Here is a 12,347-nt window from a genome sequence, read left to right on the forward strand (position 1 = left end):
TCCGGATCAGAATGACCATCAGACAAGCCATGGTACTGGCCGCGGGTCTCGGAACCCGCATGCGCCCGATCACCGACACGATCCCGAAGCCGCTGGTGAAGATCGACGGCAAGCCGATGATCGACTACGCGCTGGATTCGCTGGTCGCGGCCGGCATCGAACGCGCCGTCGTCAACGTTCACCACCACGCCGACCAGATGCTCGAACATCTCGGGAATTATCACGGCCTCGACATCGTCATATCAGACGAGCGGGACGCGCTGATGAATTCCGGCGGCGGGCTGGCGAAGGGGCTGAGGCTGCTTAGCCGCGACAATATCTTCGTCATGAATGCCGATCTCTTCTGGATCGGCGAACAGCAGGGGCGGCCGACGAACCTGGAACGCTTAGCCGGATTCTTCGATGCCGAACGCATGGATATGGCGCTGCTTTGCGTTGGGATCGAGGATACGACGGGTCACAACGGCAAGAACGACTTCAGTCTCGCAACCGATGGCCGGCTGACGCGTTATCGCGACGATCCGTCCAATCCCGTCGTCTATGCCGGAGCGATCGTCATGAACCCGTCGCTGCTCGACGATGCACCGAAAGATGCCTTCAACCTCAATATCTATTTCGACAAGGCGATCGCGCGCGGACGGCTTTTCGGCATGATGCTCGAAGGCCATTGGCTGACGGTCGGCACGCCCGACGCGATCGGCGAGGCCGAGGAAACGATCCGGCGATTGCGGACGTTCGCGTAAGCCATGGTGGAGCGCCACCAGCCACGCATCCTGACAATCCCGGCGGGCCTCTCTTTCCTGAAAACGCTGGCGACGACGCTTTGCGACGGCCGATTGACGCCACTTTTCCGGCACAGGACCGATGATCCGCTATCACTTGCCAGGGTGACGATCTACCTGCCGACCCGGCGCGCCGTGCGTGTGCTGCGGTCCGAATTCGTCGATCTGCTCGGCGGCCGATCAGCGATCCTCCCGGTTATCCGCCCGCTCGGCGAAACTGATGACGATAGCGGCTATTTCGACGAGGCGCTGCCGGCAACGATCGATCTCGCCCAGCCACTGTCGAATACCGCCCGTCTGCTGGAGCTGGCGCGTCTGATCCTCGCCTGGCGAAACAAGCTGCCGGAGATCGTCCGCCACATTCATTCAGACTCGCCGCTGGTTGCGCCCGCAAGTCCGGCGGATGCGATCTGGCTCGCCCGCAACCTTGCGGAGCTGATCGATTCCATCGAGACCGAGGATCTCGACTGGTCGGAGCTGTCGAAACTCGACACCGGCGATTATGCCGCCTGGTGGCAGCTGACGGCGGAGTTCCTGCAGATCGCCAGCGCCTTCTGGCCGGAGCGGCTGTCCGAACTCGGCAAATCCTCGCCGGCACGGCACAGAAACGCCATTCTCCGGGCCGAAGCAAGCCGGCTTTCGGCAACGAAACCCGCTGGACCGATCATCATCGCCGGTTCGACTGGCTCCCTTCCCGCCACCGCCGATCTCATCGCCGCCGTCGCCAATCTGCCCGAAGGCGTGATCGTGCTTCCGGGTCTCGATCTCTCCATGTCCGAGCAGCACTGGCAAATGGTCGCGCCGGAACCGACGCCAGGCCAACATACCAATCCCGCAAGCCGAAGCCATCCGCAGTTTGGCCTGTCGTCGCTGCTCAAGCGGCTGAAGCTGGCGCGTGACGACGTCGCGCTCCTCGACACATCGGGAGCCGATCTTGACCGGCGCGCCGAAATCCTGTCTCGGGCCCTCGCCCCGGCGGAGGCGACCAGTGATTGGGGGGCCTGGAAGAGCGATCTGCCGGGGGGCGCCCTGTCTTCAGCCTTCGCCGATGTTTCGTTGATCGAAGCCGCCAACGAGCGCGAGGAAGCAACCGCGATTGCCATCGCGCTCCGGCTTGCACTGGAGAGGCCGGGACAGGACGGCGAGAGCCGGGCAGCACTCATCACCCCGGACCGCAATCTCGCCCGGCGGGTCATGGCCGAGCTTTCCCGCTTCGGCATCCTCGCCGATGATTCGGCGGGTACACCGCTTGCGGCCATGCCGCAAGGCACCTTGCTGCAATTGCTGCTCGAGGCAGCGCTGCGACCGGGCGATCCGGTAGCGATCGTCTCTTTGCTCAAACATCCGCTTGCCCGCTTCGGCCTGGAACGCGACGCACTGATTTCCGCTACCGAAGTCCTGGAGCTGCTGGCGCTGCGCGGCGGCGTGGTCGAGGTGGACATCAGCACGCTCGAGCCGCTGCTCACTCACCAACTTGCCGAACAGGCGCTGGACAGGCACGCGCCGCAATGGCGAAAGGCGCTTTCGCCCGATGCAGCCGACGCCGCATACGACCTTGCCCGGCGGGTCGCACAGGCGACCGAGCCGCTGGCTTCGGCGCTGATGCGGCACCGGCCGGAAGATCGCGGAAGAACAGTGCGCTTCACATTGTCCGAATGGGCCGAGCGCACCGGCCGTTCGCTGGAAGCGGTCGCGGTCGATCCGCACGGCAATCTCGCCGATCTCTGGTCGAATGAAGCGGGAGATGCACTCGCCGCCCTGCTCAGTGAAGTGATCGACACGGACGGCCAGATGGAGGCCGACGGACCGCAATGGATCGACATCATGGCCGCACTTGCCGCCGGTCATGCGGTGAAGCCACGAGCGCTCAGCCATCCGAGGCTCTTCATCTTCGGCACGCTGGAAGCCCGCCTGCAGAGCGTCGATACGCTGATTCTCGGCGGACTGAACGAGGGCACCTGGCCAGGGCAGACCGCCAATAATCCCTTCATTCCGCGCATGATGAAGACGGAGATCGGCCTCGAGCCGCCGGAACGGCGCATCGGCCAGCTGGCGCATGATTTCGAGATGGCGAACGGCACGCGCCATCTGATCTATTCGCGCGCACTGCGCCAGGGCTCAACCCCGACTGTCGCCTCGCGTTGGCTGCAGCGGCTGCTGGCGCTCGGCGGAGAAGCGTTCGAAGCGGAATTGAAGGGACGCGGCAACCGGTTTCTGCAGTGGGCCGGTCTCATCGATCGGGGAGATGGGCAGACGCCGGCGCAGCGACCCTCGCCGAAACCGCCGCTGGCACTGCAGCCGAAATCCTATTCCTTCAGCGAAGTCGGCCGGCTGCGCCGTGATCCCTATGCCATCTATGCCCGCCGTGTCCTGCGGCTTGACCCGGTCGACGCGTTCAACCGCGATCCAGGGGCGGCCGAACGCGGAACGCTCTACCACAAGATCATCGACCGGTTCATCCGCGAGGCTCATATCGCCGGGACGCCTGATGCGGCAGCGGCGATGGAGCGCATCCTTTCTGATCTTTTCGACCTTGAGCGGCTGCCACCGCATATCGATGCCGTGTGGCGACCGCGCTTTCGCGAGGTGGCCCGCGCCTTCCTCGAATGGGAGGCCGGACGGCGACATGGCATCCTGAAGACGCTGACGGAAGTACGGGGCGGCATGGAGCTGGAGCCGATCAATATCCGGCTCACTGGCGTCGCAGACCGGATTGACATAACAGGACCAAACTCAGCAGACATCATCGACTACAAGACCGGCTACAATCCCTCGCCGGCGCAGGCGCGTGTGCTTCTCGATCCGCAGCTTGCGCTCGAAGCGGCAGCCTTGAGTGCCGGCGCCTTCCGCGATGCCGGCAGCCTGGTGCCGCAGGATCTTCTCTATGTGCGTCTGCGACCCGGGAGCCGCTTCCAAGTCGATACCGTCAACAACGAGAGCTCTGCCCGCAGCGACAAGGCGAAATCGGCGATGGATCTCGCCGCCGAATCGATCGACCAGCTGGTCAAGTTCGTAGGATTGCTGCAATCCAACGAAAGGGGCTTTACCTCGCGGCTGATCCCGGCCCAGCAATTCGATTTCGGCGGCGACTACGATCATCTTGCCCGCGTCTCCGAATGGTCGACGGCCGAAACGGAAGAGGGCGGTGATGAGTGATGTGACCGCCCTTCCCAACGATGACGATCCGGGCGCCTGGATCGGCTGGACGACGATCCAGCAGGCGATTGCCTCCGATCCGCTACGTTCGGCATGGGTCTCGGCCAATGCCGGTTCCGGCAAGACGCATGTGCTGACGCAGCGCGTTATCCGGCTGCTGCTCTCAGGTGCGCGGCCTTCCGCCATTTTATGCCTCACCTATACCAAGGCTGCCGCCTCCGAAATGTCGAACCGCGTCTTCGAACGGCTGGCGGAGTGGGTGGTGCTTGACGATGAAGACCTCAGCCGGCGGATCACGCAGATCGAGGGTACGGCTCCCGACGGACTGAAGCTTGCCGAGGCCCGCCGGCTGTTTGCGAAGGCGCTGGAGACACCCGGCGGGCTGAAAATCCAGACGATCCATGCCTTCTGCGAGGCGCTGCTGCATCAGTTCCCGCTGGAGGCCAACGTTGCCGGACATTTCTCGGTTCTCGACGATCGCGCGGCGGTGGCGCTGCTTTCCGATGCCCGCCGGGCGCTGCTGACCGCAACCGCGCCGGAGGGAGACAGCACCCTTGCCGAGGCATTCGCCTACGTGCTCAATCTTGGCGACGAATCCGGACTGGAGAACCTGCTCGGCGACATCGTCGCCAACCGCAACGCCATTCGTCGTTTTACGGCGACGGCCGAGCAGCAGGGCGGTGTGGAGAAGATCCTGCGCAAGAGGCTTGGCCTTGCCGCTGGCGACACGGAAAGCCGGATCGCGGCGCAATATTGGCCTTTGCCGGAGCTTTCAGGCGGTACGCTGGAGCTTTATCTCTCGCTGGCCGACCAGAAGGGCGGCACGAAGGCGCAAGAGGTTGCCTACGGCCTCAGGCTCGCAGGGCGGGAGCGCGAAGACGTAAGGCGCGCTGAGTTCCTCGAGAAAATCTTTCTGACAATGAAGGGCGAGCTCAAGGCGGACTCGCAATTCTTCGTCAAGGCCATGCTTGCCGAGGCACCGCAGCTGGCGGACGCCATAGCCATAGCCCGCGCGCATGTCGCAGCAAGCCGCGACCGGCTGAAACTAATGCGGATGTACGGCGCCACGCAGGCAGCACTCGCGCTCGCCGATCGGCTGAATCACGACTATGAGGAGTTGAAGAAGCAGCGCAGCCAGCTCGATTTCGAGGACCTGATCACCCGCACCGCCGACCTGCTTATGAAAAGTGGCGTCGGTCCCTGGATCCACTACAAGCTCGATCGCGGCATCGACCATATCCTCGTCGACGAGGCGCAGGATACCAGCCCGATCCAGTGGAGTGTCATCCAGTCGCTCGCCGAGGATTTCTTCTCCGGAGAAAGCGCCCGACCGATCGTGCGCACGCTCTTTGCCGTCGGCGACGAAAAGCAGTCGATCTATTCCTTCCAGGGCGCGCGGCCAGAGCGTTTTTCCGAGGAAAGCGACCGAACGCGGCGGCGCGTGTCCGATAGCGGGCAGAGTTTTTCCTCCGTGCGGCTGCCACTGTCGTTCCGCTCGACCGCCGACGTGCTCGAGGCCGTCGACCATATTTTCAAGGCGCCCGACAACGCGCGCGGCCTCAGCGCGCTCGGCGAACCGGTCGTGCATCGTTCCAGCCGCATCGGACATCCCGGCGCCGTCGACCTCTGGGAGATGGTTGCGCCGGAAGCGGTGGTGAAGGAAGAGGACTGGACGGCGCCCTTCGACGCAACGCCGGAAAGCGCACCGGCCGCAATCCTCGCGCGGCGGATCGCCCATTCGATCGGCACGCTCGTCGGGCGCGAGACGATCGTCGACAAAGGCAAGGAACGCCTGATCGAGGCCGGCGACATCCTGGTGCTGGTGCGCAAGCGCGACGCCTTCGTCAATGCGTTGACGCGGGCGTTGAAGCGCCGCGGCGATATTCCCGTCGCCGGCGCGGACAGGCTGGTGCTGACCAGCCATATCGCCGTGCAGGATCTGCTGGCGCTCGGCCGTTTTCTGCTTCTGYCGGAAGACGACCTTTCGCTCGCCGCCGTGCTCAAGAGCCCGCTTTTCGATCTCTCCGAGGACGACATCTTTGCGATTGCCGCGTTACGCGGCGACAATGAGAGCGTCTGGAGCCATCTGAAAAGCTTCGCCGCCGATGGCACCGAACGTTTTCGCGCTGCCGTCGAGAGGCTCGAGCTGTTTCTCCGGCAGTCCAGGAGCCTGTCGGTTCACGATTTCTATGCGCGCGTGCTGGGCAGTCATGGCGGGCGGCGGCAATTCCTTGCCCGTCTCGGCACCGAAGTCAGCGATATTCTCGACGAGTTCCTGACCTTCACGCTCGACCACGAAAGCTCCGGTCTTCCCGGGCTGCAATCCTTCATCTCGACGCTGGAGCTCGAGGCGCCCGTGGTGAAGCGCGAGCAGGACAAGGGACGCAATGAGGTGCGCATCATGACGGTGCATGCCTCCAAGGGTCTTGAAGCGCCGATCGTTTTCCTTGTCGACGGCGGTTCGAAGGCCTTTACGCATACGCATCTGCCGAAGCTTCGCCTGATCGAGACCGGTCCCGACGAGCCGCCAATGCCCGTCTGGGTTCCTGTCTCCGATCTCGCCAATTCGCTGACGCAGGACGATGCGGCGCGTATCCAGATGCTGGCGGAAGAAGAATATCGCCGGTTGCTCTATGTCGCCATGACGCGCGCGGCCGACCGGCTGGTCGTCTGCGGCTATCGTGGCGTGCGTGTGAACAACGACACCTGGCATATGATGATTTCGACGGCGCTGCGCGACGACCATCCGCATGTGGAGGCGACCACGTTCTCCGGTCCCGATGGGGAATGGCAAGGCATCAAATGGCGCGTGCCGCGAGTGGAACGAAGCTTTGAGCGTATCGACCGCAGCGAGGAGCGCGACAGCGAGGAGACMTTGCCGGATGGCCTTTTGCGGCCATTGCCGCCGCAGGCTGAGCTGCCGCGCCCGCTCAGCCCCTCCGGCGCCGGCACGATCATCGATGAAGACGAGGGCGGTTTGCTGGTCGTTTCGCCGCTGTTCGGCGAGAAGGAGCGCAGCGATCGTTCACTGGAGAAGGGCAGGCTGATCCATCGCATGCTGCAGGCGCTTCCCGAAATTCCACTTGGCGAGCGGCCTGATGCGGCGAGCCGTTATGCCGAACGGGCGGCTCGATTCTGGCCGGAGGCCGAACGGCGCAAGCTTGTCGATTCGGTTCTGAAACTATTGGACGAAGAGGGTCTGCAGGCCGTCCTCGGTATTCAGGCCCAGCCCGAGGTCTCGATCATGGGAACATTGACGCTCGAAGACCGGCGCTATGCCGTCTCCGGCCGTATCGACCGGCTTGCCGTCCTTGCCGATCGCGTCGTCATCCTCGACTACAAGACCAATCGGGTGCCGCCGGCAACAGAGGAGGCCGTCCCCTTCGCGCACCGGGCACAGCTGGCGATCTATCGCGAGATCCTGGCGCCGCTCTATCCTGATAAGCGTATCGATTGCATGCTTGTCTATACCGAGAACGCTTCGCTCTACACGCTGAGCGAAAAGACGCTCGGTTTGGCGCTTGCAGCGGTCAAGACAAAGTGAAATACCGGACATTGAAAATTCGGCACCGCACCATCACATGTGGTTCAACACCCAATTCCGTTAAAGGAGCAGCCCATGGCTACCGTGAAAGTCGATATCAATAACTTCCAGTCGGAAGTTCTGGAATCCGCAGAACCCGTCGTCGTCGATTTCTGGGCTGAATGGTGCGGCCCGTGCAAGATGATTGCTCCGAGCCTCGAAGAGATCGCCGTCGAGATGGAAGGCAAGGTCAAGGTCGCCAAGCTGAATATCGATGAGAACCCGGAACTCGCCGCACAGTTCGGTGTGCGCTCCATTCCGACCCTTGCAATCTTCAAGGGCGGCGAAGTCGCCGATATTTCTGTCGGTGCGAAGCCAAAGACCGCTCTTTCGAACTGGATTTCGAGCGCTGCCTGATTGATATCGCTCAATTCATAGCACATTGACGAAAAAGCCCGGCTTCGACCGGGCTTTTTTCATTTTGCAGCCTTCATTTCGGGGGCGTGCCATTGTCGGAAAGCACGTCGCCGACGAGATAGAGAGAGCCGCCGACCAGGATGCGCGGCGGCAATGCCTCTGGATCGAGAACGGCTTTGATCGCTTCCAGCGCATCGCCGACCGTCGACATCGGTTCGGCAACCAAACCGGCATCATAAGCGGCATTCGACAATATCACGGGGTCGATCATCGCTTCGCTGCCGCGGATCGGCACGCAGAAAACCTTCTCGACCAAGCCGGTAAAGGCCTTGAAATAGCCGACCGGATCCTTGGTATTGATCATGCCGGTAATCAGGAAAAGCGGCCGAGACTGGCGCTCCTCGAAATTGGCCATGGATTCGGCGATCACTTCGCCGGCACCGGGATTATGTCCGCCATCGATCCAGATCTCGGCGCCGGCGGGCGCATGCGACAGCAGCCGGCCCTCGCTCAGACGCTGCAGCCGGCCCGGCCATTCGACCGAACTCATCGCCTTTTCCATCATCGTTTCGGTGACGGTGAAACCCGCCGCCTTGACAGCACGAATGGCAGCGGCGGCATTGGCATATTGATGGCGGCCAGGAAGGCGCGGCAGCGGCAGGTCAGCAAGACCGAACTCGTCCTGGTAAACAAGCCGGCCATATTCCTCATGCGCCATGAAATCCTGCCCGAAGACGGTGCTCGGGCAATGCAGCCGTTCGGCCGTCGACATCAGCACGTCAAGTGCTGCGTCATATTCCTGATGACCGATAACAACGGGAAATCCCGGCTTCATGATGCCGGCCTTTTCGGCCGCGATCAGCTCAACCCTGTCGCCGAGATAGGGCTGGTGATCCAGCGAGATCGGCATGATGACCGAAACGGCCGGATCGGAAATGACATTGGTCGCATCGAACCGGCCGCCGAGACCGACTTCGATGATCGCGGCATCGGCCGGATGTTCGGAAAACAGGATGAAGGTGACTGCCGTCAGGATTTCGAAGACGGTGATGTGCTGTCCTGCATTGGCATCGGCCACGCGACGCACGGCCTCGGCAAAGACGGCGTCATCCACAAGCTGTCCGCGTCCACCCTTGACGCCAATGCGATAACGCTCGTGCCAATTGACGAGATGCGGCGAGGTGTGGACATGAGCGCTGTAGCCACCGGCTTCGAGCAGGGCGCGGCAGAAGGCGGTGACCGATCCCTTGCCGTTGGTGCCGGCGACATGGATCACCGGCGGCAGTTTCCTGTGCGGATTGCCGAGCACATCGAGAAGACGGGTGATACGATCGAGAGACAGATCAAAACCCTTGGGATGCAATCCCATGAGCTTGTCGATCTCCTGCGCTGCCTCACTCACCGCGGTTTGGCCTCTGGGTATCAATTCGGCACCCCGCCTGCTTGTCGGTTATCAGGCGCTCGCCGCCAGGGCAATCGCGCCGCCATTCATGTCGTTCGCCGCCGAAACCGGCTTCTTCGTCAGGATCTTCAAGAGACGCGCCAGTGTTTCGGGAATATCGTGGCGCTTGACGACCATATCGACCATACCATGCTCCAGCAGATATTCGGAGGTCTGGAAGCCTTCGGGCAGTTTTTCACGCAACGTCTGCTCGATCACGCGCTTGCCGGCAAAGCCGATTTCGGCGCCGGGTTCTGCCAGATGAATATCGCCAAGCATGGCATAGGAGGCCGTGACGCCACCGGTCGTTGGATTGGTCAGCACGACGATATAGGGCTGGCCGGATTCCTTGAGCATGTCGACGGCAACCGTCGTGCGCGGCAACTGCATCAGCGACAGGATGCCTTCCTGCATGCGCGCCCCGCCGGAAGCGGGGAACATCACCAGCGGGCACTTTTCAGACGTCGCACGCTCGAAAGCCTTAACGATCGCCTCGCCAGCGGCCATGCCGAGCGAACCACCGATAAAGTTGAATTCATGCACGACGGCCACGAGTTTCAGTCCCTGCACCTTTCCGACACCGGCGAGGATCGTATCCTCCTGTTCGGTCTTCAGGCGGCTGTCACGCAGGCGATCGCTATATTTCTTCGAATCGCGGAACTTCAGCGGGTCCTGCGCGACCTTCGGCTGCGGCAGCGATTCGAACTCGCCATTGTCGAAAAGATCGGCCAGCCGGGCCTTGGCCGGCATCTTCATGTGATAACCGGACGCCGGAATGACCCATTTGTTGCCTTCGAGGTCCTTGTGGAAGACCATCTCGCCCGTTTCCGGGCACTTGATCCAGAGGTTCTCCGGCACTTCGCGACGGCCCAGCATGGAATTGATCCGCGGGCGAACGTAGTTGGTGATCCAGTTCAACTCGAATACTCCTGATTGACTAAAGCGCGTCGCGATCTTTCAGATTTGCTTGCCACGCTTTTAGGTCTTTGGTTTCCCGCATGTCGTTGCCGCAAAACCGCTGCACACTTTTGCGCGACATGCTTTAGCGCCAATGTGGGCAAACTATTCGGCAGCAACAAGGCGCGCCGAACGTGTTCCCGTGGAAAGGCCGCGCACCAGCGTGGCGACGGCCTGAACCGTGTCCGCCGTTGCCTTTCCGTCATGCGTCAAGCTGGTCGCAACCTGATTGACGATCGCGGTGCCGACGACGACGCCGTCGGCCGAACCGCCGATGACCTTTGCATGTTCCGCCGTCTTGACGCCAAAGCCGACACAGACGGGCAGGTTGGTGTGCTGTTTGATGCGCTCGACCGCGCCCGAAACCAGCGACGGATCGGGCAGCGCCGAACCGGTGATGCCGTTCATGGAGACGTAGTAGACGAAGCCGGAGGTGTTCTTCAGTACTTTCGGCAGGCGCTTCTCATCGGTCGTCGGCGTCGCCAGGCGGATGAAATTGATGCCTTTGCGGATCGCCGGAATGCAGAGTTCGTCATCCATCTCGGGCGGCAGGTCGACGACGATCAGGCCGTCGATGCCGGCGGCGAGCGCGTCATCGAGGAATTTCTCGACACCATAAATATAGATCGGATTGTAGTAGCCCATCATCACGATCGGCGTCGCATCGTTGGTCTTGCGGAAATCGGCCGCCAGCTGCAGCGTCTTCTTCAGCGTCTGGCCGCCTTTCAGCGCGCGCTGACCGGCCAACTGGATTGCCGGACCGTCGGCCATCGGATCGKAAAAGGGCATGCCGAGCTCGATAATGTCTGAGCCCGCCGGCAAAGCGTTTGTCCATGCGTGCGGTCATGTCTTACAGTCCCATTCCCAGAATCTTGCCGACGGTGAAGATATCCTTGTCGCCTCGCCCGGAGAGGTTCATCAGGATGATCTCGTCCTTGCCCATCGTCGGTGCGCGCTTGATCACCTCGGCAATCGCATGCGAGGGCTCGAGCGCCGGGATGATGCCTTCGAGGCGGGTCAGGGTCTGGAAAGCCTCGAGCGCTTCGTGATCCATGATCGGCACATAGTCGACGCGGCCGGTATCGTTCAGCCAGGAATGTTCGGGGCCGATGCCGGGATAATCGAGGCCCGCCGAAATCGAATGGCCTTCCTTGATCTGACCGTCACCATCCTGCAGCAGGTAGGTGCGGTTGCCGTGCAGCACGCCCGGCGAACCGGCGGTGATCGAGGCGCAATGTTCGTCGCCCTGCAGACCCTTGCCGCCGGCTTCAACGCCGAYGATCTTGACCGAGGGATCATCCAGGAAAGGATGGAAAATACCGATGGCGTTCGAGCCGCCACCGACAGCAGCGATGACGAGATCCGGAAGACGGCCTTCGGCTGCCAGCATCTGCTCTTTCGCTTCGATGCCGATCACCGACTGGAAATCGCGGACCATCTCCGGATAGGGATGCGGACCGGCTGCCGTTCCGATCAGATAATAAGTATCCTCGACATTGGTGACCCAGTCGCGAAGTGCCTCGTTCATGGCGTCCTTCAGCGTGCCGCTGCCTGCCGTGACCGGTTTGACTTCCGCGCCGAGCAGCTTCATGCGGAAAACATTCGGCGCCTGACGCTCAACGTCGGTGGCGCCCATATAGACGACGCAGGGAAGGCCAAAGCGGGCGGCAACGGTCGCGGAGGCGACGCCGTGCTGGCCGGCACCGGTTTCGGCGATGATGCGGGTCTTGCCCATGCGCTTGGCGAGCAGGATCTGACCGATGCAGTTGTTGATCTTGTGCGAGCCGGTATGGTTCAGCTCCTCGCGCTTGAAATAGATCTTTGCGCCACCGAGTTCGGCCGTCAGCCGCTCGGCGAAATAGAGCGGGCTCGGGCGGCCGATATAATGCGCGCCGAGATGCTTCAATTCGGCCTGGAATGCTGGATCGTTCTTTGCCCTGTTCCACTCGTCCTGCAGGTCGAGGATCAGCGGCATCAGCGTTTCGGCAACGAAACGACCGCCATAAATGCCGAAACGGCCATCTTCATCGGGGCCGGAACGGAAGGAATTCGGTTTAGGCGTCTCGTTCAC

Annotated in this window: 7 protein-coding genes and 1 pseudogene; 4 read left to right on the forward strand and 4 right to left on the reverse strand. The window is 62.1% G+C overall.

What is annotated here, in order from left to right; translation table 11 throughout:
* The first annotated feature begins 11 nt into the window (after positions 1–11).
* The 4 genes from AC1ECN_RS28240 (at position 12) to trxA (ending at position 7,878) form a co-directional block, all read left to right on the forward strand.
* Positions 12–743, forward strand: a complete 732-nt coding sequence (locus AC1ECN_RS28240) for a nucleotidyltransferase family protein (protein ID WP_024322889.1) — start codon at positions 12–14, stop codon at positions 741–743.
* A gap of 3 nt (positions 744–746) precedes the next feature.
* The gene (addB, locus tag AC1ECN_RS28245) at positions 747–3,938 is read left to right on the forward strand and encodes a double-strand break repair protein AddB (protein WP_130673314.1); all 3,192 of its coding nucleotides are present in this window, start codon (positions 747–749) and stop codon (positions 3,936–3,938) included.
* Positions 3,931–7,482: a double-strand break repair helicase AddA gene (gene addA / locus AC1ECN_RS28250; protein WP_477954815.1), complete on the forward strand. Its 3,552-nt coding sequence runs from the start codon at positions 3,931–3,933 to the stop codon at positions 7,480–7,482. Before addB ends, addA begins: the two co-directional genes overlap by 8 nt.
* 75 nt (positions 7,483–7,557) lie before the next feature.
* The gene (gene trxA / locus AC1ECN_RS28255; RefSeq protein ID WP_003544118.1) at positions 7,558–7,878 is read left to right on the forward strand and encodes a thioredoxin; all 321 of its coding nucleotides are present in this window, start codon (positions 7,558–7,560) and stop codon (positions 7,876–7,878) included.
* Between the two features lie 73 nt (positions 7,879–7,951).
* Here trxA and AC1ECN_RS28260 read toward each other — a convergent pair whose 3' ends face one another.
* The 4 genes and pseudogenes from AC1ECN_RS28260 to trpB form a co-directional block, all read right to left on the reverse strand.
* On the reverse strand, positions 7,952–9,304 hold the full coding sequence (locus AC1ECN_RS28260) for a bifunctional folylpolyglutamate synthase/dihydrofolate synthase (RefSeq protein ID WP_197727424.1): 1,353 nt from the start codon (positions 9,302–9,304) through the stop codon (positions 7,952–7,954).
* A 27-nt stretch (positions 9,305–9,331) separates the two neighbouring features.
* The gene (accD, locus tag AC1ECN_RS28265) at positions 9,332–10,237 is read right to left on the reverse strand and encodes an acetyl-CoA carboxylase, carboxyltransferase subunit beta (RefSeq protein WP_018068910.1); all 906 of its coding nucleotides are present in this window, start codon (positions 10,235–10,237) and stop codon (positions 9,332–9,334) included.
* Positions 10,238–10,381: 144 nt separating this feature from the next.
* Positions 10,382–11,101: pseudogene (gene trpA / locus AC1ECN_RS28270) on the reverse strand (tryptophan synthase subunit alpha); the annotation flags it as partial.
* Positions 11,102–11,126: 25 nt separating this feature from the next.
* The gene (trpB, locus tag AC1ECN_RS28275) at positions 11,127–12,347 is read right to left on the reverse strand and encodes a tryptophan synthase subunit beta (protein ID WP_477954818.1); all 1,221 of its coding nucleotides are present in this window, start codon (positions 12,345–12,347) and stop codon (positions 11,127–11,129) included.

It is taken from the genome of Rhizobium sp. 01N447_2 (assembly GCF_056399245.1).

What these genes read in the sequence shown, in the direction of transcription:
- addB (WP_130673314.1), top strand. Translation starts at nt 747, where the DNA reads ATGGTGGAGCGCCACCAGCCACGCATCCTGACAATCCCGGCGGGCCTC.
- trxA (WP_003544118.1), top strand. Translation starts at nt 7,558, where the DNA reads ATGGCTACCGTGAAAGTCGATATCAATAACTTCCAGTCGGAAGTTCTG.
- AC1ECN_RS28240 (WP_024322889.1), top strand. Translation starts at nt 12, where the DNA reads ATGACCATCAGACAAGCCATGGTACTGGCCGCGGGTCTCGGAACCCGC.